The 23,661-nt window shown below is 66.8% G+C and carries 21 protein-coding genes and 1 other RNA gene; 21 read left to right on the top strand and 1 reads right to left on the bottom strand.

What is annotated here, in order from left to right; genetic code table 11:
• Positions 1–20: 20 nt before the first annotated feature.
• The 4 genes from BSQ44_RS16490 (at position 21) to BSQ44_RS16475 (ending at position 1,926) form a co-directional block, all read left to right on the top strand.
• Positions 21–707, top strand: a complete 687-nt coding sequence (locus BSQ44_RS16490) for a lytic transglycosylase domain-containing protein (RefSeq protein WP_072606103.1) — start codon at positions 21–23, stop codon at positions 705–707.
• A gap of 91 nt (positions 708–798) precedes the next feature.
• Positions 799–1,244, top strand: an RNA gene (gene rnpB / locus BSQ44_RS16485) — RNase P RNA component class A.
• A gap of 100 nt (positions 1,245–1,344) precedes the next feature.
• Positions 1,345–1,611 carry a type II toxin-antitoxin system ParD family antitoxin gene (locus BSQ44_RS16480; protein ID WP_072606101.1) on the top strand — a complete coding sequence of 89 codons (267 nt, stop codon included), beginning with the start codon at positions 1,345–1,347 and terminating at the stop codon, positions 1,609–1,611.
• Positions 1,612–1,617: 6 nt separating this feature from the next.
• Positions 1,618–1,926, top strand: coding sequence for a type II toxin-antitoxin system RelE/ParE family toxin (locus BSQ44_RS16475; protein ID WP_072606099.1), 309 nt, complete (start codon positions 1,618–1,620; stop codon positions 1,924–1,926).
• Here BSQ44_RS16475 and BSQ44_RS16470 read toward each other — a convergent pair whose 3' ends face one another.
• Complete coding sequence (locus BSQ44_RS16470; protein ID WP_072606097.1) at positions 1,927–3,039, bottom strand: cystathionine gamma-lyase; 1,113 nt, start codon at positions 3,037–3,039, stop codon at positions 1,927–1,929.
• A gap of 397 nt (positions 3,040–3,436) precedes the next feature.
• Between BSQ44_RS16470 and mraZ the strand changes: the two genes are divergently transcribed.
• The 17 genes from mraZ (at position 3,437) to lpxC (ending at position 23,478) form a co-directional block, all read left to right on the top strand.
• Positions 3,437–3,904 carry a division/cell wall cluster transcriptional repressor MraZ gene (mraZ, locus tag BSQ44_RS16465; RefSeq protein ID WP_072606095.1) on the top strand — a complete coding sequence of 156 codons (468 nt, stop codon included), beginning with the start codon at positions 3,437–3,439 and terminating at the stop codon, positions 3,902–3,904.
• Entirely contained in the window at positions 3,901–4,917 is a 1,017-nt protein-coding gene (gene rsmH, locus BSQ44_RS16460; protein WP_072606093.1) for a 16S rRNA (cytosine(1402)-N(4))-methyltransferase RsmH, read from the top strand. Before mraZ ends, rsmH begins: the two co-directional genes overlap by 4 nt.
• 9 nt (positions 4,918–4,926) lie before the next feature.
• Positions 4,927–5,274: a cell division protein FtsL gene (ftsL, locus tag BSQ44_RS16455; protein ID WP_072608110.1), complete on the top strand. Its 348-nt coding sequence runs from the start codon at positions 4,927–4,929 to the stop codon at positions 5,272–5,274.
• Positions 5,271–7,004 (top strand): peptidoglycan D,D-transpeptidase FtsI family protein, encoded by a 1,734-nt coding sequence (locus BSQ44_RS16450; RefSeq protein WP_072606091.1) that lies wholly within the window; start codon positions 5,271–5,273, stop codon positions 7,002–7,004. The genes ftsL and BSQ44_RS16450 overlap by 4 nt, the downstream gene beginning before the upstream one ends.
• Before the next feature lie 54 nt (positions 7,005–7,058).
• On the top strand, positions 7,059–8,513 hold the full coding sequence (locus BSQ44_RS16445; protein WP_072606089.1) for a UDP-N-acetylmuramoyl-L-alanyl-D-glutamate--2,6-diaminopimelate ligase: 1,455 nt from the start codon (positions 7,059–7,061) through the stop codon (positions 8,511–8,513).
• Positions 8,510–9,940: a UDP-N-acetylmuramoylalanyl-D-glutamyl-2,6-diaminopimelate--D-alanyl-D-alanine ligase gene (locus BSQ44_RS16440; RefSeq protein ID WP_072606087.1), complete on the top strand. Its 1,431-nt coding sequence runs from the start codon at positions 8,510–8,512 to the stop codon at positions 9,938–9,940. The genes BSQ44_RS16445 and BSQ44_RS16440 overlap by 4 nt, the downstream gene beginning before the upstream one ends.
• A gap of 26 nt (positions 9,941–9,966) precedes the next feature.
• Complete coding sequence (mraY, locus tag BSQ44_RS16435; RefSeq protein WP_072606085.1) at positions 9,967–11,049, top strand: phospho-N-acetylmuramoyl-pentapeptide-transferase; 1,083 nt, start codon at positions 9,967–9,969, stop codon at positions 11,047–11,049.
• Between the two features lie 2 nt (positions 11,050–11,051).
• Entirely contained in the window at positions 11,052–12,452 is a 1,401-nt protein-coding gene (gene murD / locus BSQ44_RS16430) for a UDP-N-acetylmuramoyl-L-alanine--D-glutamate ligase (protein WP_072606084.1), read from the top strand.
• Positions 12,452–13,603 (top strand): putative lipid II flippase FtsW, encoded by a 1,152-nt coding sequence (gene ftsW, locus BSQ44_RS16425; RefSeq protein WP_072606082.1) that lies wholly within the window; start codon positions 12,452–12,454, stop codon positions 13,601–13,603. Before murD ends, ftsW begins: the two co-directional genes overlap by 1 nt.
• 1 nt (position 13,604) lies before the next feature.
• Complete coding sequence (gene murG, locus BSQ44_RS16420) at positions 13,605–14,732, top strand: undecaprenyldiphospho-muramoylpentapeptide beta-N-acetylglucosaminyltransferase (RefSeq protein ID WP_072606080.1); 1,128 nt, start codon at positions 13,605–13,607, stop codon at positions 14,730–14,732.
• Entirely contained in the window at positions 14,729–16,135 is a 1,407-nt protein-coding gene (gene murC, locus BSQ44_RS16415; protein WP_072606078.1) for a UDP-N-acetylmuramate--L-alanine ligase, read from the top strand. The genes murG and murC overlap by 4 nt, the downstream gene beginning before the upstream one ends.
• Entirely contained in the window at positions 16,132–17,097 is a 966-nt protein-coding gene (murB, locus tag BSQ44_RS16410) for a UDP-N-acetylmuramate dehydrogenase (protein WP_072606076.1), read from the top strand. Before murC ends, murB begins: the two co-directional genes overlap by 4 nt.
• 255 nt (positions 17,098–17,352) lie before the next feature.
• Positions 17,353–18,279, top strand: coding sequence for a D-alanine--D-alanine ligase (locus tag BSQ44_RS16405; protein WP_072606074.1), 927 nt, complete (start codon positions 17,353–17,355; stop codon positions 18,277–18,279).
• Positions 18,267–19,193 carry a cell division protein FtsQ/DivIB gene (locus BSQ44_RS16400; RefSeq protein WP_083534781.1) on the top strand — a complete coding sequence of 309 codons (927 nt, stop codon included), beginning with the start codon at positions 18,267–18,269 and terminating at the stop codon, positions 19,191–19,193. Before BSQ44_RS16405 ends, BSQ44_RS16400 begins: the two co-directional genes overlap by 13 nt.
• A complete protein-coding gene (gene ftsA / locus BSQ44_RS16395; protein ID WP_072606070.1) occupies positions 19,190–20,500 on the top strand; it encodes a cell division protein FtsA in 1,311 nt (436 codons plus the stop codon). Before BSQ44_RS16400 ends, ftsA begins: the two co-directional genes overlap by 4 nt.
• 65 nt (positions 20,501–20,565) lie before the next feature.
• Positions 20,566–22,230 (top strand): cell division protein FtsZ, encoded by a 1,665-nt coding sequence (ftsZ, locus tag BSQ44_RS16390; RefSeq protein ID WP_072606067.1) that lies wholly within the window; start codon positions 20,566–20,568, stop codon positions 22,228–22,230.
• 297 nt (positions 22,231–22,527) lie between these two features.
• On the top strand, positions 22,528–23,478 hold the full coding sequence (gene lpxC, locus BSQ44_RS16385) for a UDP-3-O-acyl-N-acetylglucosamine deacetylase (RefSeq protein ID WP_072608109.1): 951 nt from the start codon (positions 22,528–22,530) through the stop codon (positions 23,476–23,478).
• Positions 23,479–23,661 lie beyond the last annotated feature (183 nt).

Raw genomic sequence — 23,661 nt, 5'->3', positions numbered from 1 at the left:
AAAGCAGAGAAAAGGCCCGAATGAACAGAAATCTGGTACTCGCCGCGGCGTTCGTGTGCGGCGTGACGAACTCCGCCGCCATCGCGCAGGAAGCCCCTTCGCAGCTCAGCCGCAGCGAACTGGCGGAGGCTTTCGCGTCGATCAAGGGCGACGCCAAGGACAGCGCCCGCAACAGCGGCGCGGAAGCAGAAACGGCGGCTCCGGCGGTCGACAACATGACGACCGCGTCCATCGATCCGCGCGGCCGGCCGGCGCTGATGGCGGTGGCGCGGGAAGCCGCGGCGGTCGAGCCGTCGAAGCCGGAAGCGAAGGCGGAGGTGAAGGTGACGGTGGTCAAGAACCGCTATTCCTCGATCATCTCCAGCTACGCGTCGGCTTACGGCGTGCCGGTGGCGCTCGCGACCGCGGTTGTCGGCGTGGAGAGCAATTTCCGGCCGGACGTGCGCGGCAGTGCCGGCGAGATCGGCCTGATGCAGATCAAGCCGACCACGGCGCGCATGATGGGCTACACCGGTTCGGCGAAGGGCCTCTACGATCCCGACACCAACATCCGCTACGGCATGAAGTATCTCGCCAAGGCACACCAGCTCGGCGGCGGCGACACCTGCGGAACGATCCTGCGCTACAATGCCGGGCACGGCGCCAAGCGCATGAACAGCATTTCCGCGGCCTATTGCGCTAAGGTGAAGCGCCAGATCGGCGGCTGACGGGCAGGGCGGCGGTCGACGGCCGTCGCCGCACCGACGCTCGCCCGCATCGGGCTTGCGTTTTTGCTCCCGAACGACTTTATGCACTCTGCCAGCTGGCCGGGCGGCCGCACGCGCAATTGCCGAAAGGCCGCGCGTGAGGAAAGTCCGGGCTCCATGGAAACACGGTGCCGGTTAATGGCCGGCGGGGGAAACCCCAGGGAAAGCGCCACAGAAAGCAGACCGCCCCGCCTGCAGGCCGGCCTTTCGCAGCGGCATAACCGCTGCGCGGACCGGCTTGCTGGCGGGGCAAGGGTGAAAGGGTGGGGTAAGAGCCCACCGCGCGCCTGGCAACAGGGGCGGCACGGCAAGCCCCACCGGGAGCAAGACCGAATAGGGACGGCGAGGGAGTTCGCTCCCGGGCAGTTTCCGGCCCAGTCGTCCGGGTAGGTTGCATGAGGCGGGCAGCGATGTCCGTCCAAGATGAATGGCCGCCACGTTCCGGCGCAGCGATGCGGCGGGGCCATACAGAACCCGGCTTACAGGCCGGCTGGCACCTCTTTTTGAGCCCGAGGAACCGCGCGCATCCGTGCGCGGTCCTTGCCGGTTGCGGGAAGCGGCCGTATCTTGAGCATCGACGCCGATACGGAGCGCGGTCATGGGCCCGGCACAGCAACGCAGCATCACGATATCGTCCGAACTCGCCGACGAAGTGGACGAGGCGGTCGCATCGGGGGAATATCCCTCCGCCAGCGAGGTGGTCGTCGACGCGCTGCGGCAGTGGAAGGAGCGCCGCGACAATTTCGGGTACTCGCTGGAGGAGTTGAAGCGGCTGGTCCAGGAGGGGATCGACAGCGGGCCGGCCGAAGAGGGTGCGCCATTCATGGAACGCCTTCGTCGCAAGTACGCGGCAATGGAGAAGTAGCGGGTCGTGGGCTACCGGCTGTCACCGCGCGCCCAACGCGACATCGAAGACATTGCTGACCACATAGCGGAAGAAAATCCCGCCGCCGCCAAGCGGTTGATCGAACGCATGCGGCGGCAATGGGAGCTCCTGGCCACACAGCCTCGATCGGGTTCTCTTCGCGAAGACATCGGCAACAAGATCAGACGCATCGTCGTCGGCCAGTATCTCTGCTTCTACATAATCGTCGAAGAGAACGTCGAAATCCTGCGCGTCCTGCACGGACGTCGCGATATCACGTCCGAAAACATTGGGGGTGGCGAGAGCGAAGGCTGATCAGGCGATCGCGTCCAGCGACGCCTCCAGTGCCTTCCAGAGGACCTCCCTCGGCTCGCAGCCCACCGACAGCCGCACGAAGCCGGGATCCACCGCGTCGCCCCAGCGGGCGCGGCGTTCGGCCGAGGTGTGAACGCCGCCGAAGGAGGTGGCGGGCTGGATCAGCGGACAGGCGTCGATGAAGGCTTCGGCCCTGGCCTCGTCCGCCAGCGTCAGCCCGATCAGGAAGCCGAAGCGGTCCATCTGTGTGCTTGCCAGGTTGTGCGCGGGGTCGCCCGCGAGCCCCGGGAAGCGGACGGAGCGCACGGCGGGATGATCCCGCAGCCGCGGGGCGATCGTGTCGGCCGATCCGCACATCCGGTCGAAGCGCACCTCCAGCGTCTCCAGTCCGCGATGCACCAGCCAGGCCTCGAACGGACCGGGAATGCCGCCGGCGAGCTTGCGCCAGTCCCGCGCCGCAGCGATCAGCTCGGCGTCGCGGCTCGCGACATGCCCGAACAAAGCGTCGGAATGGCCGTTGGGCGCCTTGGTGTCGGCCGCGACCACGATGTCGGCGCCAAGGTCGAGCGGCCGCTGGCCGAACGGCGTCATGGTCGTGTTGTCGGCCATGACGATCGCGCCCGCGCGGTGCGCCGCCTCAGCTACTGCCTTGATGTCGCAGATATCCAGCCCCGGATTGGACGGCGTCTCGACGAAGACCAGCCTGTAGCCGTCGAACCCGCCTTGCCCGAACGTCGCTGTCGGCCGCAGGTCGGCCGCCACGCCGAGAGGCTTGAGGAACCGCTCGGCCAGGACGCGGGTGGTGTAGTAGCCGTCGGACGGCAGCAGGATGCGGTCGCCCGACCGAACGACGCTGAATAGCACCGCCGAAATCGCGGCCATGCCCGAGGGAAACGCCAGCGCCTCGGCATCCTCCAGCAGCCCCAGCGCCTCCTCCACCGCTTCCCAGGTCGGATTGTGGAACCGGCCATACTGGTCGAAGCCGGCGGGGTCGCCCGGCAGGTGGAACATCGAGGTCATCGTCAGCGGCAAAGCGACCGGATCCCCCTTTTCCGCGCGCGATTGCCGAAGATGGGGAAGGCGGGCGGCGCGCGTTTCGTCGGAGTGGGTCATGTGTCTCTGCCTATTCGGGATCGTGCCATGCGATCCGCCCCATAGCTTGTTTGACCGTGTAACGCATCGGCCTCGTCGACGGTCGGCAATAACTCTTCGTTAGGCCTAATGGAGCATAAACAGGATTCGCCGTTCGTGCGGCGGCATTCCGCAATCCTGCGGCTTGGTGGAGCTTCATCCCGTTGACGCCCAAATTTGCCCATGGTATCCCTTAAGCACCATCCAGTCTTCGTTCCAGTGACGAGTGAAGCGTCCCACAAACCGGCGGTCCAGGCGGCCGCGGGAAGAGGTCGCGTCATGCCTGATTTTCAGAACGGCGGGGGATTTGCGGGAACGTGCGGCGGCACGGATTGTACGATGAACGGAAGCGCGGCGGCGCAGGCGGCTGGCACGAGGAATGGACCGTTTTCTTTCCAATGCGGTGAACCGGATCGACGCCAAGGGACGCGTCTCGGTGCCTGCGCATTTCCGGGCCGTGCTGGCCAAACGCGGCTATTCCGAGCTCTATGCGCTGCGTGCGCTCGACATGCCGGCGCTGGACGTGGGCGGGCTCGACCTGCTCGACCGATACGAGGAGCGGATCGCCAACGAGGATCCCTTCCTGCAGGCGGCGGACGACATGTCGTTCTTCTGCCATGGGGACGGGGCCTTCCTGAAGCTGGACGGGGACGGGCGGATCACCGTGACGGATTTCTTGCGCGAGCATACGGGTATCGAGACGGACGTGGCTTTCGTGGGGCGGGGGCAGTTCTTCCAGATGTGGGAGCCGAAGCGCTTCCAGGACTACAGGACCGAGGCGCGTGCGCGGCTGTCGCGTTTGCGGCAGGAGGGAACGACCGCGCGCATGACCGGAGAGACGGAATGATGGCGGGCCCCGGCGGCCTCGACGACGCCGGTGGCGGACCGGCCCGCCACATTCCGGTTCTTCTCGACGAGGTGCTTGCGGCGCTCGAACCGTCGGACGGAAAAATCCTCGTCGACGGGACGTTCGGAGCGGGCGGCTACACGCGAGCGCTGCTTTCGGCCGGCGCGCGCGTGATCGCGATCGACCGCGATCCCGACGCGATCCGCGACGGCAAGGAGATGGAGGCTGCATCCGGCGGACGGCTGCGGCTGGTGCCGGGCGCGTTCTCTCGGCTCGACGAGCATGCCGGCGAAACCGTCGATGGGGTGGTGCTGGACATCGGCGTATCGTCCATGCAACTCGACCAGGCGGAGCGCGGCTTCTCCTTCCGGCACGACGGGCCGCTCGACATGCGCATGGCGCAGGCGGGTCCGCGCGCCGCGGATGTCGTGAATGCCTTCAAGGCGGGCGACCTGACGCGCATCTTCGGGCTGCTCGGGGAAGAGCGGCATGCCGGCCGCATCGCGCGCATGATCGAGAAGCGCCGCGCGGCGCGGCCGTTCGCCACCACGCGCGACCTCGCCGAGGCGATCGAGGCGCTGGTCGGCCGTCATCCGAAGGACAAGATCCATCCCGCCACGCGCGTCTTCCAGGCGTTGCGCATCTTCGTCAACGACGAACTGGGGGAACTGGCGCGGGCGCTCTTTGCCGCCGAGCGGGCGCTGAAGCCCGGCGGCCGGCTCGCGGTCGTCACCTTCCATTCGCTAGAGGACCGGATCGTCAAGCGCTTCATGGGCGAGCGCGCGGGCGGCAGCGGCGGCTCGCGCCACCTGCCCGAAGTGCAGGCAGTGCCGCCGACCTTCGACAAGCCCGCGAAGGTGATCGCCGCATCAGAAGCCGAGGCGGAACGCAATCCGCGCGCCCGCTCGGCCAAGCTGCGCGTCGCGGTCCGCACGGAAAACCCGGCCCGGCCGGAAGACCATTCGATCTTCGGGCTTCCGAAGCTTCCCGAAATCCAAGCCATCCATGGATAGAAGATGAGCCTGTTTCGAGCCACGGACATCCTCCTCATCGCCGTCATGGTGTCGGCCGCGGCCTTCACCTACAAGACGAAGAGCGCGGCGGAGGACCAGCTTGCGGAAGTGCGCCAGCTCGAGCGGCAGATCAGGCTGGAGGACGAGACGATCGACCTCCTGAAGGCCGACTGGAGCCTGCTGACCCAGCCGGTGCGGCTCCAGCAACTGGTCGAGGTCTACCAGGCCGAACTGAACCTCCAGCCGGTCGAGGCGGAGCAGATCGTCGATCCCGACGACATCCCGATGAAGCCGCTGGACGAGGACGAATCCACATCTCCGGATGACGCAACCCTGACCGGGAGCACCACGCGATGAAGGGTCTGTTGAGGAAAGCCGCCGGGATCGTACGCCGGAAACCCGCGCGCGCCAGTGGCGACCAGGCGGCCATCGTCGTCGAAGGGGCGCGGAAATCGACCGGCGGGCGTGCGAAATCCCGGGTCCTCATGACGATGACGGTGTTCTTCGCGATCTATTCGGTCATCGCCGGCCGGCTCGTCTTTCTCGGTCTCCAGGACGGGGAGGAGACCAGCATCTTCGGCGGCGCGCGGATGGCGGCCTCCCGTCCCGACATCGTCGACCGCAACGGACAGGTGCTCGCCACGGACATCAAGTCGGCCTCGCTTTTTGCCGAGCCAAGGCGCATCGTCGATGCCGACGAGGCGGTGGAACTGCTGACCTCCGTGCTTCCGTCGCTCGACTACGAGCAGACCTACAAGAAGCTCAAGAGCGGTTCGGGCTTCGCCTGGCTGAAGCGCGAGATCACGCCGCGGCAGCAGAACGAGATCCTGCAGCTCGGCCTGCCGGGCATCGGCTTCCGGTCGGAAAAGCGGCGCTTCTATCCCGGCGGCCCCACCGCCTCGCACATCCTGGGTCTCGTCAACGTCGACAATCAGGGCATTGCCGGCATGGAGAAGTACATCGACGGGCAGGGGCTCGCCGATCTTCGCGCCACGGGCATGGTCGCCTCCTCGGAACTCGAGCCGGTGCGGCTTTCGATCGACCTCAGGGTCCAGCACATCGTCCGCGACGAGATCGCCGCGGCGATGGAGCGCTATCACGCCATCGCGGCGGGCGCCGTGGTGCTCAACGCCAAGACCGGCGAGATCTTCGCCATGGCGTCGGTTCCCGATTTCGACCCGAACAACCCCTTCAACGCCAACGACAAGGACAGGCTCAACCGCATGTCGGCCGGCGTCTACGAGATGGGCTCGACCTTCAAGAGCTTTACCACCGCCATGGTACTCGACGCCGACAAGGCAACGCTGAACAGCCGCTACGACGCCTCGCGGCCGATCAGCTTCGGGCGCTTCACGATCCGCGACTTCCACGGCAAGGGACGCGTGCTGACCGTGCCGGAGGTCTTCATCTACTCATCCAACATCGCGTCGGCAAAGATGGCCGAGAGCGTCGGCGTCGAGGGGCACCGCGAGTTCATCAAGCGCCTGGGGCTGCTCGACCGGCTGGTGACGGAACTGCCGGAAGTCGCGAGCCCCACCGAGCCCAAGGAGTGGAAGCAGCTCAATTCCATCACCATCGCCTTCGGCCACGGCATGGCGACCACGCCGTTGCAGACGGCCGTCGCGGCGGCGGCGCTCATGAACGGGGGCACCCTCATTCCGCCGACGTTCCTGCCGCGCAGCGAAGAGGAAGCGCAGCAGATCGGCCACCGGGTGGTCCAGCCGCATACGGTCGACGACATGCGCTATCTCTACCGGCTGAATTCCGAGAAGGGTTCCGGCCGCCGGGCCGAGGTGCCGGGCTACCGCGTCGGCGGCAAGACCGGTACGGCCGAGAAGGTGGTCAACGGCCGCTATGCGAGCGACAAGCGGTTCAACGCCTTCCTCGCCGCCTTCCCGATCGACGATCCGCAGTACATCGTCCTGTCGGTGATCGACGAGCCGAAGCCGGAAAAGCCCGGGATGGGGGCGACCGCCGGTTCCAATGCCGCACCCATCGTCGCCAACATCATCCGCAGGGCCGCGCCGCTGCTTGGCGTGAAGCCAGTTTTCGGCCATGAAAACCAGGCACTGCTGGTATCGAACTGATGATTCCCTATCGGCGCGCCGCAGGGACGGCGTCTCGCGTCTCGAAGAAATTGAATGAAGCTCAGTGATCTCGCCGAAATACTCCCTGTGGAATCCGCTGCCTCCGGCGAGCGGATCGTCGAGGGGATTACCTCGGATTCACGCGCCGTGTGTCCCGGCTTCGTGTTCGCCGCGCTCAGGGGCGGCAAGTCGGACGGCATGGCCTTCGCGCCCGACGCCGCGGCCAGGGGCGCGATCGCTGTTATCGCCGCGCTCGACGCCGATGCGCCGGGGCTCGGCATTCCCGTCCTGAAGTCGGCCGATCCGCGCCGCGCGCTGGCGCTGGCCGCCGCCCGTTTTCACGGCCGCCAGCCGGAGACCATGGTCGCCGTCACCGGCACGAGCGGCAAGACCTCGGTCGCAGTCTTCGTGCGCCAGATCTGGGCGCGCGCCGGCATGCAGGCGGCAAGCGTCGGTACTACGGGCGTGGTGGCGCCGGGGCGGACGGAATACGGCTCGCTGACCACGCCCGACCCGGTCGCGCTGCATGCGCTGCTTGCCGAACTCGCCGATGCCGGCGTGACGCATTGCTCCATGGAGGCGTCGAGCCACGGGCTCGACCAGCGCCGGCTGGACGGGGTGAGGCTCGCGGCCGGCGCCTTCACCAATCTCGGCCGCGACCACATGGACTATCACCCCACCATCGAGGACTACCACCGCGCCAAGATGCGCCTGTTCGAGGACCTTCTGCCGAAAGGAGCGCCTGCCGTCATCTTCGCCGACGACGCCTGGTCGCAGCCGACGATCGATGCCGCCGCGAAAGCCGGGCTGGACGTGCGGACCGTCGGCAGGAAGGGAACCTTCCTGACGCTGAAGCGGGTGGAGCACGAGCGCAGGCGCCAGCGCGCCGAGATCGAGGCCGAGGGGACCATCCACGAAATCCTGCTGCCGCTCGCCGGCGACTTCCAGATCTCCAACGCGCTGGTCGCGGCCGGGCTGGCGATCTCGACGGGTGTCCCGGCCGGCGATGCGCTGCGCGCGCTCGAGCATCTCGAAGGCGCGCCCGGGCGGCTCGATCTCGTCGGTTCGACGGGCGCGGGGGCGCCGGTCTATGTCGACTACGCGCACAAGCCGGAGGCGCTGGAGAACGTGCTGTCCTCCGTGCGGCCCTTCACCACCGGCCGCGTCGTCGTGGTGTTCGGATGCGGCGGCGACCGCGATCGGGGCAAACGGCCGATCATGGGCGAGATCGCGACGCGGCTCGCCGACGTGGTCATCGTCACCGACGACAATCCGCGCAGCGAGGTGCCGGCCGAGATCCGCGCCGAGATCCTGACGGCCGCGCCCGGCGCCATCGAAATCGGCGACCGCCGCGAGGCGATCCGGAAGGGCGTCGGCATGCTGGCCGGAGGCGACACGCTGATCGTGGCCGGCAAGGGCCACGAGGAAGGCCAGACGGTCGGCACGGTCACCCACCATTTCTCCGACCACGAAGAGGTCCGCAACGCCTTGGCGGAGCTCGCCCGATGAGCGCGCTTTGGACCAGCGAGGCGATGGTTGCCGCCATGGGCGGGCGTCCGCTCGGCAATTTGCCGCGGGAAATCACCGGCATTTCCATCGACACGCGCACGCTTGCGCAGGGCGAGGCCTTCTTCGCCATCAAGGGAGAGAATTTCGACGGTCATGACTTCGCGACCGCCGCGATGGCCGCCGGCGCCGGCCTCATGGTCGTGGCCGAAGACAGGCTGGCCTCTCTCGGCCGGCTCACCATGCCGATGATCGTGGTGGAGGATGTTCTGCACGCGCTGGAACTGCTTGGCGCCGCGGCGCGGGCGCGGTCGAACGCGAAGGTCATCGCCGTCACCGGCTCGGCCGGAAAGACCAGCACCAAGGAAGCGCTGCGGCTGGCGCTCTCGCCGTCGGGCAAGGTGCACGCGGCCGAACGATCGTTCAACAACCACTGGGGCGTGCCGCTGACGCTGGCGCGCATGCCGCAGGACACCGACTACGCGGTCTACGAGATCGGCATGAACCATCCGGGCGAAATCCGGCCGCTGGTCAAGCTGGTGCAGCCGCACGTCGCCATCGTGACGATGATCGCCGCCGCGCATCTGGGCTTCTTCCATTCGCTCGACGACATCGCCCGGGCCAAGGGTGAGATCTTCGAGGGCGTGACACCCGGCGGCCACGCGCTCGTCAATCGCGACGACCACCGCTGGCGGATCCTGGAGAAGCTCGCGAAGGAAGCGGGCGTAAAGCATGTGCACGGCTTCGGCGAGCATTCGCGCGCGAACTACAAGCTGCTTCAGTGCGACCTGCACGCGGATTACTCCATGGTCACCATCCGGGTCGGCGGCGACGAGGTCTCGGTGCGCATCGGCGCGCCCGGACGCCACGTCGTCCAGAACGTGCTGGCGGTCTTCGGCGCGGTGCATCTGGCGGGCGCCGACGTCGCGGCGGCCGCCGCGGCGATGGCCAACCTCAAGGCGGAGCGGGGCAGGGGCGCGCGCACGACGCTCCGGCACCCGGACGGGCCGTTCCTGGTGATCGACGAGAGCTATAACGCCAACCCGGCCTCGATGAAGGCTGCGATCGATCTCCTGAGCAATTCGGAAGCGCCCGGCGGACGGCGCATCGCGGTCCTCGGCGACATGCTGGAACTCGGCTCCCATTCAGAACGCCTGCATTCTGCGCTTGCCGAGGTCATCCGGGCCTCGCGGATCGAGCGGCTGTACCTCGCCGGCACCGAGATGGCCGCGCTGCGCGACAAGCTGGGCTCCGATTTCCCGGTGGAATACCGCGAGAAGGGCGAAGAACTTCTGCCGCTTGTCGTCTCCGGCGTGGGGGCCGGAGATGCGATCATGATAAAGTCGTCGAACGGAATCGGCTTTTCCAGGATTGTCGACGCACTTGCTGCCAGGTTTCCCGGCAGCGGTGCCGGCCCCGGTGGAGACTGACGGATGAACCGGGGGATTTACTTCGTATGTTGAGCTTTCTCGTGAGCGCGTCGGACCAGGTCTCGGTCTTCAACGTGTTCCGCTACATCACCTTCAGGACGGGCGGGGCGCTGATCACGTCGGCGCTGATCGTCTTCATGTTCGGGCCGACGATCATCAATTCGCTGCGGCTGCGGCAGGGCAAGGGCCAGCCGATCCGCGCGGACGGACCGCAGACCCACTTCAAGAAGGCCGGCACCCCGACCATGGGCGGGCTGATGATCATGACCGGCATCGTCGGCTCGTCGCTGCTGTGGGCGAACCTGTCGAGCGTCTATGTCTGGGTCGTGCTCATCGTGACGCTCGGCTTCGGCGCCATCGGTTTCTACGACGACTATATGAAGGTGACGAAGCAGAGCCACCTCGGCATTTCGGGCAAGGTCAGGCTCGCGCTCGAATTCATCATCGCCGGTCTCGCCGCGTGGACCATCATGCAGAACGGACAGGCGCCGTTCTCCTCGTCGCTCACCTTTCCCTTCGTCAAGGACTTCATCCTCAACCTCTCGATCTTCTTCGTGCCTTTCGCGGCCTTCGTGATCGTGGGGGCCGGCAACGCGGTGAACCTCACCGACGGGCTGGACGGGCTGGCGATCGTCCCGGTGATGATCGCGGCGTCCTCCTTCGGCGTCATCGCCTATCTCGCCGGCAACGCGGTGTTCGCGGACTATCTGCAGATCCACTTCACGCCGGGAACGGGCGAACTCGCCGTGGTGCTGGGCGCCGTCATCGGCGCCGGCCTCGGCTTCCTCTGGTTCAACGCGCCGCCCGCCGCGATCTTCATGGGCGACACCGGGTCGCTCGCGCTCGGCGGCCTGATCGGCACCATCGCGGTCGCCACCAAGCACGAGATCGTGCTTGCCATCATCGGCGGTCTGTTCGTCATGGAGGCGCTCTCGGTCATCATCCAGGTGGCCGTGTTCAAGGCAACGGGCAAGCGCGTCTTCCTGATGGCGCCGATCCACCATCACTTCGAGAAGATGGGCTGGACCGAAAGCCAGATCGTGATCCGCTTCTGGATCATCGCCGTCATCCTGGCCCTCATCGGCCTCTCGACGTTGAAGCTGAGATAAAGATGATACCGGCCCGTTCCTTCGAGGGAAAAAAGGTCGCGCTGTTCGGGCTTGGCGGCTCGGGCATCGCCACCGCGCGGGCCCTCATGGAGGGCGGCGCCTCCGTCGTCGCGTGGGACGACAATCCCGACAGCGTCGGCCGGGCGGGGAGCCAAGGCGTTCCCACCGCCGATCTGCGCGGGCAGGACTGGTCGGACATCGCGTCCTTCGTCCTTTCGCCAGGCGTGCCGCTCACGCATCCGAAGCCGCACTGGACCGTCGAACTGGCGCGGGCCGCGGGTGTCGAGATCATCGGCGACATCGAGCTCTTCGTGCGCGAGCGCCGGTGGAATGGCTCCGATGCGCCCTTCATCGCCATCACCGGTACGAACGGGAAGTCCACGACGACCGCGCTGACCGCCCACATCCTCGCCTCCGCCGGACGCGACGCGCAGATGGGTGGCAACATCGGCCGGGCGGTGATGACGCTCGACCCGCCGGGCGAAGGACGCGTCTACGTCGTCGAGTGTTCGTCCTACCAGATCGATCTCGCGCCCTCCATCGACCCGACCGCCGGCATCCTGCTCAACCTCACGCCCGACCACATCGACCGGCACGGGACGATGCAGCACTACGCCGGGATCAAGGAGAGGCTGGTCGCCGGCAGCGAGACGGCCATCGTCGGGGTCGACGACAGCTGGGGCGTGCAGATCGCGGAGCGGCTCGAGCGCGCGGGGCGTAAGGTGATCCGCATTTCGAAGCGCCTGCCGCTCGCCGACGGCATGTTCGCCGACGGCCAGGACCTGATGCAGGCCCGGGATGGCAAGGTGAGCCGCCTGGCCTCGCTGGAGGGGATCGGATCGCTGCGGGGGCAGCACAACGCCCAGAACGCGCTCGCCGCGGTCGCCGCGTGCCTGAGCGTCGGGCTCGACATCGAGGAGATACAGGCCGGCCTTCGGAGCTTTCCGGGCCTCGCCCACCGCATGGAGCAGGCGGGGCGGGCTGGAAAAGTCCTCTTCGTCAACGATTCCAAGGCAACCAACGCCGATGCCGCAGCGCCGGCGCTGTCGAGCTTCCCGCGCATCTACTGGATCGCCGGCGGCTTGCCCAAGGAGGGCGGCATCGAGCCGCTGCGCGGTTTCTTCCCGCGCATCGCCAAGGCCTACCTGATCGGCGAGGCTGCACCCGCCTTTTCCGCCACGCTGGGCGAGGCCGTACCCTACGAGATTTCCGGCACGCTGGAGGCGGCTGTGCGCCACGCCGCGGCCGACGCAGCGGCCGACGAGCATGCCGAGCCGGTGGTTCTGCTTTCCCCGGCTTGCGCAAGCTTCGACCAGTACAAGAATTTCGAGGTTCGCGGGGACGCCTTCAAGGCCGCCGTCGCCGCGATCGAAGGCATCCGACCGATCGGAGGGACACGCTGATGGTAAGCCGCGTCGACAGGGGACTGACCGCAAGCTGGTGGTGGACGGTGGACCGCTGGTTCCTCGCCTCCTTTCTCTCGCTGATGGTCCTTGGCATCGTCTTGTCCTTCGCGGCGAGCCCGGCGGTTGCCGAGAGAATCGGCCTGGACAGCTATCATTTCGTGGAGCGCCAGATCCTGTTCATGGTGCCGGCCATGATCGCCATGATCGGCGTGTCCTTCCTCTCGACGCGCAACATCCGTCGGCTGGCGCTCGTGATGCTGATAGGCTCGCTCCTTCTCATGATCGCGGCCCTTTTCATCGGCGTGGAGGTGAAGGGCGCGCGGCGCTGGGTCTCGCTCGCCGGCATCTCCGTGCAGCCGTCCGAGTTCATGAAGCCGGCCTTCGTCGTCATCTGCGCATGGCTTTTCGCCGAGCACCAGCGGCAACCGGAGATACCGGGAAACCTGTTCGCCATGATCCTGCTCGGCCTCGTGCTGGCGCTGCTCGTCGCGCAGCCCGATCTTGGCCAGACGATGCTCGTGCTCGGTACCTGGGGCGCCATGTTCTTCATGGCCGGCATGCCCTGGCTGTGGATCCTCGTGCTCGGGGCGATCGGGGCCGCGGGCGCGTTCACGGCCTATACGGTCTTCCCCCACGTGGCCGGCCGCATCGACCGGTTCCTCACCGGCGAGGGCGATACCTTCCAGGTGGATACCGGCCGAGAGGCGATCATTCGCGGCGGCTGGTGGGGCCAGGGCCCGGGCGAGGGCGCGGTCAAGCGGATCCTGCCCGACAGCCACACCGACTTCATCTTCTCGGTGGCGGCCGAGGAGTTCGGTATCGTGCTGTGCTTCATCATCGTGGCGCTGTTCGCCTTCATCGTCCTGAAGGGCTTGCGCATCGCCTACAAGGAGGAGGACAACTTCACCCGCTACGCCATCTCGGGGCTGGTGATCGTGATGGGCTTCCAGTCGATCATCAACATGGGCGTGAACCTGCAGCTGATGCCGGCAAAGGGCATGACGCTCCCCTTCATCTCCTATGGCGGTTCCTCGCTCGTCGCCATGGCGATCTCCATGGGCATGGTGCTGGCGCTCACCCGTCGCAGGCCCGAGCGCCGCAAGACCTCCGTCTTCCCCTACGCACCGCGCGTGCTGGCAGCCGAGTGACATGGACAAGGGCACGATCCTGCTTGCCGCCGGCGGTACCGGCGGCCACGTCTTTCCGGCCGAGGCGCTCGCGCACGAGCTGAAGGGCAGGGGCTGGTCCGTGCACCTGGTGACGGACGGTCGCGCCGAGCGCTTCGCCGGCAGCTTTCCGGCCGACGGCATCCACACCGTCCCGTCTTCCACCATCGGCTCCCGCAACCCGATCGCACTCATCCGCGCCGGGTTGACGATCTGGTCGGGCGTCAAGGCATCGACAAAGCTCATCAACCGGTTAAAGCCGAAAGCGGTCGTCGGCTTCGGAGGTTATCCGACGCTGCCGCCGCTATTTGCCGCCACGCGGCGCGGCCTGCCGACGCTGATCCACGAACAGAACGCGGTGATGGGACGCGCCAACAAGGCGCTGGCCGGGCGCGTGACGGCGATAGCCGGCGGGTTCCTGAAGACGAACGACGGCCCGCATGCGGACAAGATCGTCCTGACCGGCAATCCGGTGCGCCCGGCGGTGATCGAAGCGTCGGTAAGACCTTACGAAGCACCCACGCTGGATAGCCCGTTCAATCTGCTGGTCTTCGGCGGAAGCCAGGGCGCGCAATTCTTCTCTCAGGCCATCCCTCCGGCGATCGCAAATCTGCCGGAAGAGGATCGCCAACGGCTTCGGATGACGCAGCAGGCGCGGAAAGAGGACGAGGCAAGCGTGCGCGATGACTACGCGGCGGCGGGCGTGTCGGCCGAAGTCGCGCCGTTTTTCACGGACATGGCGAACCGTATCGCTAACGCGCATCTCGTCATCTCGCGCGCCGGCGCGTCGACGGTCTCGGAGATCGGCGTGATCGGCCGTCCGGCCCTGCTGGTTCCCTATCCGCACGCACTCGACCACGACCAGGCAGCCAACGCCGCAGCCCTCGCGGCCGCCGCTGGGGCTGAGGTGCACCCCCAGGCCTCGCTCTCGACCGAGACGATCGCGGAACTCGTCGGCCGTTTCATGCGCGAACCCGATCGGCTCGCCAGCATGGCCGCGGCGGCCCGGTCCACGGGCAAGCCTGACGCCACGCGGTTGCTCGCCGACCTCGCGGAGGCTATTGCCTCCGGCCGAACGGCGAAGGAATTCAAGGAAGGAGCCCGGCCATGAAGATGCCGGAGACCATCGGGCTGGTCCATTTCATCGGGATCGGCGGCATCGGCATGAGCGGCATCGCCGAGGTGCTGCACAATCTCGGCTACGAGGTGCAGGGATCGGACCAGTCCGAGAGCGCCAACGTGCAGCGCCTGCGCGACAAGGGCATCCGGGTGTTCGTGGGCCACGCTGCGGAAAACCTCGGCGCGGCGGAAGTGGTCGTGGTCTCCACCGCGATCCGCAAGACGAACCCGGAACTCATGGCGGCGCGTGAAAAGCTGCTGCCGATCGTGCGGCGGGCCGAGATGCTGGCCGAACTCATGCGCTTCCGCCAGGCGGTGGCGATCGGCGGCACCCATGGCAAGACGACGACGACCTCCATGGTCGCGACGCTGCTCGACGCGGGCGGGCTCGACCCGACGGTCATCAACGGCGGCATCATCAACGCGTACGGTACCAATGCGAGGATGGGCGCGGGCGAATGGATGGTGGTGGAAGCCGACGAGAGCGACGGCACGTTTCTGAAGCTGCCGGCCGAGATCGCGGTCGTGACCAACATCGATCCCGAGCATCTCGACCACTACGGCAGCTTCGACAAGGTGCGCGACGCCTTTCGCCAGTTCGTCGAGAACGTGCCGTTCTACGGCTTCGGCGTCATGTGCATCGACCATCCGGAAGTGCAGTCGCTGGTCAGCCGCATCGAGGACCGCCGCATCGTCACCTATGGCGGCAATCCGCAGGCAGGCGTGCGTTTCGAGAACCTTGCGACCGACGGCGCGGCGTCGACCTTCGACGTGGTGGTGCGCAACCGCAAATCGGGTGAAATCACCGAAATCCGCGGGCTGCGCCTGCCGATGCCGGGCCGGCACAACGTCTCCAACGCGACGGCGGCGATCGCGGTGGCGCACGAACTCGGCATTTCGGCCGACGACATCCGCAAGGGCCTCCTTTCCTTCGGCGGCGTCAAGCGGCGCTTCACGCCGACCGGCGAATGGAACGGGGTGCGGATCTTCGACGACTACGGGCATCATCCCGTCGAGATAAAGGCCGTGCTGCGGGCCGCGCGCGAGGCCGCGAAGGGCCGCGTCGTCGCCATCGCGCAGCCGCACCGCTTCACCCGTCTGCGCGACCTGTTCGACGATTTCTCGTCCTGCTTCAACGAGGCGGACACGGTCATGATCGCCCCGGTCTATCCGGCCGGCGAAGACCCGATCGAGGGCATCTCCTCAGAAGCGCTGGTGGCGCGCATCCGCGCCGGCGGACATCGCGACGCGCGCTTCCTGGAAGGTCCGGACGCGATCGCGCCGTCGATCCGCCAGGTCGCCAGGGACGGGGACTTCGTCATCTTCCTCGGCGCCGGCAACATCACGCAATGGGCCTACCAGCTGCCGAAGGATCTCGGCGGGATGCCTGCATGACTCTCGGCAGCGATCTACTTGCGAGGCTGGGCGACAGGCTTTCGGGCCTGCGTGGCCGTCTTACGCCCGACGCCGCCATGGACAAGATCACATGGTTCCGCGCCGGAGGTCCGGCCGACGTGCTGTTCCAGCCGGCCGACGAGGAGGATCTCGCCGCTTTCCTCAAGGCGGTGCCGGCGGAAATCCCGCTGACGGTGGTGGGGATCGGCTCGAACCTCCTGGTGCGCGAGGGCGGCATACGGGGCTTCGTGGTGCGCCTGTCGGCCAAGGGGTTCGGCGAAGCGGAAGCGACCGGCGACCTGCGTATCCGCGCCGGGGCGGCCACGCCCGACAAGCGCGTGGCGGCGGCGGCCCTGGAGGCCGGCATCGGCGGCTTCCATTTCTATCACGGCATTCCGGGCGGCATCGGCGGCGCGCTGCGCATGAACGCCGGCGCTAACGGCGTGGAGACGCGCGAGCGCGTGGTCGAGGTGCGCGCGCTCGACCGGCAGGGCAACCTCCACGTGCTCGACAATGCCGCGATGGGCTACGCCTACCGCCACTCCTCCGCGCCGAAGGACCTGATCTTCACCTCCGCCGTGCTGGAGGGCTTCCCTGCGAGCCGCGAGGAAATCCGCGAGGCGATGGACGAGGTGCAGCACCACCGCGAAACCGTGCAGCCCATCCGCGAGAAGACCGGCGGCTCGACCTTCAAGAACCCGCCCGGCACCTCGGCCTGGAAGGAGATCGACAAGGCCGGATGCCGCGGGCTGATGATCGGCGGCGCCCAGATATCGCCCATGCACTGCAACTTCATGATCAACACCGGCACGGCGACCGGCTACGACCTCGAACATCTCGGCGAGACCGTGCGCGCACGCGTACTCGAGCATTCCGGCCTCCGGCTGGAGTGGGAGATCAAGCGCCTCGGCGACTTCCGCCGCGGCCACGAGGTGCAGGAGTTTCTGGGGCAGATGCTCTAGGCTGCCGGCTCGGTGAAGAGGCAGCGGGGCCTGAGCGGCGGCGACATTGCGCGAGGCTGGATTCCCCGTCGCGTTGGAGGCCAAAATGCGGCCTTTTGCCGAACGAAGACTTGCCACGGAATCCACTCTCTGATTCCCTGTCTTCAAGCGTTTCCTGATTGAGTCGGCGGCGTACCTGGCCGGGGGGATTCCCCTGGAGGTTCGGATTCGACCCGGAAACGACGGAGTTTCGGCCGGAGAGGGGATTGCCGGTAGATGTCGAAGAAACACGTTGCCGTGTTGATGGGAGGCTTTTCGTCCGAACGGCCCGTTTCCCTTGCATCCGGCAAGCCGTGCGCCGACGCCCTGGAAGCCGAAGGCTACGAAGTGACGCGCATCGACGTCGAGCGTGACGTCGGCAAGGTGCTGGCGGAACTGAAGCCCGACGTCGTCTTCAATGCGCTGCATGGTCCGTTCGGTGAGGACGGGACGATCCAGGGCGTGCTCGAATATCTTGAGATTCCCTACACGCATTCCGGCGTCCTCGCCTCCGCGCTCGCCATGGACAAGGACAAGGCGAAGAAGATCGCAAAGGCGGCCGGCATTCCCGTTGCGGAATCACGCATCATGAACCGCTTCGAGATCGGTTCGTCCCATCCCATGAAGCCGCCCTATGTCGTGAAGCCGGTGAATGAAGGCTCCAGCTTCGGCGTGGTGATCGTCAAGGAGGATCAGTCGCATCCGCCGCAGGTCATCGGGTCCTCGGAGTGGCGGTATGGGGACACCGTGATGGTGGAGCGATTCGTGCATGGTCGCGAACTGACCTGCGCGATTATGGGCGATGTGGCGCTGGCCGTGACCGAGATCGTGCCGGTCGGGCATTCCTTCTACGACTACGACTCGAAATACGTGCCCGGCGGATCAAAACACGAATGCCCGGCAAAAATTTCACCAATTATTTACCAAAAAATACAGACACTGTCCCTCAAGGCGCATCAAGCCATCGGCTGTCGGGGAGTTTCCCGGTCCGACTTCCGCTACGACGACCGCTTTTCCGAGAATGGCGAGCTCATCTGGCTGGAAATCAACACGCAGCCAGGCATGACGCCGACATCGCTGGTTCCAGAAATCGCCGCGCAAGCGGGGCATAGTTTTGGTGAGCTCTTGAGTTGGATGGTGGAGGACGCGTCGTGTTTGCGGTGAGGTCAACCGATCTCCGTGCTCCGGTCGCCCGGTCCGGCGCAAGGGCCGGTCTGTTCTCCGGCGTCCTGCCGCGCGTGTTGCGGCGGCCGTTCCGCGTGCTTTTGCGCACGGGCGTCTCCGACATGCACGTGCCCGGATACGCCGCGCCGCTGATGACGGGCGCGCTGCTTCTCGCGACCTGCCTCTACGGGATGAGCGTCGGCGGTCACTGGCCGCAATTCCTCCAGACCATGACCGCCTACAGCGGCTTCGCCGTCACCGACGTGCGCATATCGGGCAATGGCGAAACCTCCGACATCGACGTGCTGGAAAGGCTTGATCTCAACGGCTGGACCTCGCTCGTCGGGCTCGACGTGGATGCGGCGCGCGACCAGGTCGCCTCGCTCCCCTGGGTCCAGTCCGCGACCGTTCGCAAGGTCTATCCGGATGCCATCGAGATTTCGGTCGTCGAGAAGACGCCGTTCGCCATCTGGCAGTACGGCAAGGATCTGATGCTCGTGGAAGCCGATGGCAAGCTCATCACGCCGTTCCGATCGGGCCGCCACGCCGATCTGCCCCTGGTGGTCGGAGAGGGTGCCTCCGGGAAGGCGCAGGCCATCGTGGCGCGCGTCGCCGAGCATCCGGAAATCGCCTCGCGGGTCGAAAGCTACGTCAGGGTCGGGAACCGTCGCTGGGACCTGCGTCTCGACAATGGCGTGACCCTGAAGCTTCCCGAAGAGGGGGTGGATACGGCGCTCTCCTACCTCGCCGATACCGACCGGGCCAGCGGCCTCCTTTCGCGGGACATCCTCGCCGTCGACATGCGGCTGGAGGACAGGCTGGTCGTCCAGCTGACGTCCGAAGGGCTGAAGCAGCGGACGGCCGCGGTGAAGGAAATGATGAAGCAGCTCAAGGCTGGCGGGCGGCGCACATGAACTGGCTTTCGGGCAGTCACTCAGCGGCTACGCGCCGGTCCGGCATCGTCACCGTCCTCGACATCGGATCGAGCAAGATCTGCTGCATCATCGGCAAACTGAAGCCGGGCGAGGGCAGCGAACTCATCCGCGGGCGCACGCACCAGGTGCGCGTCATCGGCATCGGTCACCAGAAATCCCAGGGCGTGAAGTCGGGCGTCATCGTCGATCTCGACCGGGCGGAGCAGGCGATCCGCCTCGCGGTCGATTCCGCCGAGCGCATGGCCGGGCTGACGGTGGATTCTCTGATCGTCAATCTCTCGGCGGGCCGGCTGAGCAGTGACATCTCGACGGCGACGATCAATCTCGGCGGCCACGAGGCCGATACCTCCGATATCCGCAAGGTGCTCGCGGCCGGCGCGAAGAAGGCGTTGCAGGCCGAGCGCGAACTCGTCCACTCGCTGGCGGTCGGCTTCTCGCTCGACGGCGAGAAGGGCATCCGCGATCCGCGCGGCATGCTGGGCGAGACGCTGGGCGTGGACATGCATGTCCTGACCGCCGACGCCGCGCCGATGCGCAACATCGAGCTTTGCATCAACCGCTCGCATCTCTCCGTCGACCGGATGGTCGCCACGCCCTACGCCAGCGGGCTCGCCGCGCTGGTTGACGACGAGGCGGAGCTCGGCGCGGCCTGCATCGACATGGGCGGCGGCACGACCACGATATCCGTCTTCGCAGAGGGCAAGTTCGTGCATGCGAGCTCGCTTCCCATCGGCGGCATCCACGTGACGCTCGACATGGCCCGCGGCCTGTCGACCGGCGTCGAAGTGGCCGAGCGTTTCAAGGTCATGCACGGCTCGGCGCTGCCGACCGGCGCCGACGACCGCGACGTCGTCAACGTGCCGCCGGTGGGCGGCGACGAATCCGACGTCCCGCTGCAGGTGCCGCGCTCGGTTATGACGCGCATCATCCGCGCCCGCATCGAGGAGACGCTCGAACTGGTGCGCGAGCGCCTGCATCGTTCCGGCTACGGCGCGACGGTCGGCAAGCGCGTCGTCCTGACCGGCGGCGCCAGCCAGTTGACGGGCCTGCCCGAGGCAGCCCGGCGCATCCTCGGCCGCAATGTCCGGGTCGGGCGTCCGCTCGGCGTCGCCGGGCTTCCCGAGGCGGCCAAGGGGCCGGCATTTTCTTCGGCCGTGGGGCTGATGATCTACCCGCAGGTGGCTTCGTTCGAGAGCAGCCGCGTGTCGGGTTTCCTGCGTATGCGCGCAACCGGTACGGGTGGACGCCTGGGGCGCGTGGGTCAGTGGTTCAAAGAGAGTTTTTAGTTTCGAGGGGCTAGCCCCAGGCGGCCGCGCGGCGATGCGGCGAGAAAGGCGAAAAGGACGAGGACATGACGATCAATCTTCAAAAGCCGGACATCACCGAGCTCAAGCCCCGCATCACCGTCTTCGGCGTTGGCGGCGGCGGCGGCAACGCGGTCAACAACATGATCACCGCGGGGCTGCGCGGCGTCGAGTTCGTGGTGGCGAACACGGACGCGCAGGCGCTCACCATGTCGAAGGCCGAAAGGCTGATCCAGCTCGGCGCGCATGTGACCGAGGGCCTGGGCGCCGGTTCGCAGCCTGAGGTCGGCCGCGCCGCTGCCGAGGAATGCATCGACGAGATCGTCGATCACCTGGCCAGCACGCACATGTGCTTCGTCACCGCCGGCATGGGCGGCGGAACCGGCACGGGTGCCGCGCCGGTCGTGGCCCGTGCCGCCCGCGAAAAGGGCATCCTAACCGTCGGCGTCGTCACCAAGCCTTTCCACTTCGAAGGCCAGCGCCGCATGAAGACGGCCGACATCGGCATCGAGGAGCTGCAGAAGAACGTCGACACGCTGATCGTCATCCCCAACCAGAACCTGTTCCGCATCGCCAACGACAAGACGACCTTCGCGGACGCCTTCTCCATGGCCGACCAGGTGCTGTATTCGGGCGTCGCCTGCATCACCGACCTGATGGTGAAGGAAGGTCTCATCAACCTCGACTTCGCCGACGTCCGCTCTGTCATGCGCGAAATGGGCAAGGCGATGATGGGCACGGGCGAGGCGTCCGGCGAGGGCCGCGCCATGGCCGCCGCGGAAGCCGCGATCGCCAACCCGCTGCTCGACGAATCCTCGATGAAGGGCGCCAGGGGCCTGCTGATCTCGATCACCGGCGGGCGCGACCTGACCCTGTTCGAGGTCGACGAGGCTGCGACCCGCATCCGCGAGGAAGTGGACCAGGACGCCAACATCATCCTCGGCGCCACCTTCGACGAGGAACTGGAGGGCGTCATCCGCGTGTCGGTCGTCGCCACCGGCATCGACAAGAAGGCGCACGAGATCGCCGCGCATCCGATCGAGATCCGCCAGCAGCCGAAGCCGCAGCCGCGCCCGGTCCAGGCCGAAGCGCGCCAGGCCCCGGTCCAGCCGGCGCCGCAGCCGGCTCCCGAGCCCGCGGTTTCGCATCAGGCGGCGGCCGACCTCGACCCGGTCGCGGAGGCCATCCGCGAGGCCGAACGCGCTCCGGCGCGTGCGCCCGCCGCGCCCGCCGAGGAGTTCCAGCCCCAGAGCCGGCTCTTCAAGGCCGCCGCTCCCGAGGCGCATCTGCGTCCGGCGCCTCAGCCCGCGCCGACGATGCAGAACATGGAAACCGCACCCGCGCCGGCGCAGCCGCGCATGCCCCGCGTGGAGGATTTCCCGCCGCTGGTGCAGGCCGAACTCCAGGCTCAGGCCGTCAGGCCGGATGCCGCCGACGATCGCGGTCCGATGGGGCTGCTCAAGCGGCTGACCAACGGTCTCGGATCGCGCAGGGAAGAGGAGCCGGCACGGCTGAAGGCCGCAGCGCCGCGCGAGCCGCAGCTCGTGCAGCCGGCCGCGGAGCCCCGTCGCGCAGCATCTTCCGACGCGCAGCTCTACGCGCCGCGCCGCGGCCAGCTCGACGATCACGGGCGGCTCGTGCCGGCCTCGAGGGCGAACCAGGAAGAGGATCAGCTGGAGATTCCGGCCTTCCTCCGCAGGCAGGCGAACTGAGTTCCGGACAAGGAAAGACGAGACTGTAACAAACGGAGCAGACTGACCGATGAGCCGGTCAGTCTGCAAATGCAATCGATGAGCAATTTCAATCCCTTGGTGAGATATGCTCATGCGGCTTGCTCGTTACATGGGGTAAGAAACCGTGATTTGGCGACTCTCTACCCGCCCTATATCTTCCGCTTCGAACATTCTGCGGTGCACAGGGCAATTCGGGGATAGGGCGTCCTGGGCATGTACGAGAACAAGAAGCCGCGGCTTTCCGGCCTTAAAAGCGGTCCTGAATTGGGCGGGGTCATGGGAATAGATTTGCACGAGTATCAGACGACCATCAACTCGCGTGTGTCGCTCTCGGGTACGGGCGTTCATGGCGGCAGGGCCGTCACGATCCACCTCAATCCGGCCGATGTCGATACCGGCGTCGTCTTCAACTGTCTTTCCGACGGTGAGACGGTCCGCGAGATCCGCGCGCTGGTGTCGGAGATCGGCGGGACCGACCTCTGCACGGTTCTGGGCGATCCTTCCGGCATGCATGTCGCCACCGTCGAGCACCTGATGGCCGCGCTCTTCGCGCTCGGCATCGACAACGTCTCGATCGACATCGACGGCAACGAGGTTCCGATCCTCGACGGCAGCTCCCACGATTTCGTCGAAGCCATCGAGCAGGCGGGCATCCGCACCCTGACCGGCAAGCGCCGGTTCATCCGCATCCTCAAGCCCATTCGCATCGAGAAGGGCGGATCGTGGGCGGAGTTCCTTCCCTATGACGGTACGCGTTTCGAGATCGAGATCGATTTCGAGAGCAAGTCGATCGGACAGCAGCTCTATGCCGGCGACATCGAACCCGAGACCTTCAAGCGCGAAATCGCGCGCGCCCGCACCTTCGGCTTCATGAAGGACGTGGAGCGCCTGTGGGCGGCCGGGTATGCACTCGGCTCGTCGCTGGAGAACTCCGTCGTCATCGGCGATGACGACCAGGTCATCAACATGGAAGGCCTGCGCTTCAAGGACGAGTTCGTGCGCCACAAGGCGCTGGACGCGATGGGCGACCTCGCGCTCGCCGGCGCGCGCTTCATCGGCTGCTTCCGCTCCTATCGCGGCGGGCACAAGCTCAACGCCGCGGCGTTGCGCCGCCTGCTGTCGGATCGCGGTGCGTTCGAGATCGTCGAGACCACCCGTCGCAGCCGTGGCCGCAAGGCGGAGATGATCGCGGTCAGCGCTCCGGTGTTCGCTCCCTGGACCCTGTGAGGGCTTCCGGGCCAAGGTCGATACGTGCCGATGTTGCGTACCGGGTCATTGGCCCGAAGTTGATTGGCAATTCAGCTGCCGCGCATTCCCGCCACAAAATAGCGCGAATGCGCGGCGATAGCGTTGTCGGCGGGGCGCGGCTGTGATCTATGACGGTCGCCCGCTGCCAACCGGGGGACCAGA

The sequence above is a fragment of the Aquibium oceanicum genome (assembly GCF_001889605.1).
Classification (GTDB): Bacteria; Pseudomonadota; Alphaproteobacteria; order Rhizobiales; family Rhizobiaceae; genus Aquibium; species Aquibium oceanicum.
This window is presented reverse-complemented; position numbering and strand designations above follow the sequence as displayed.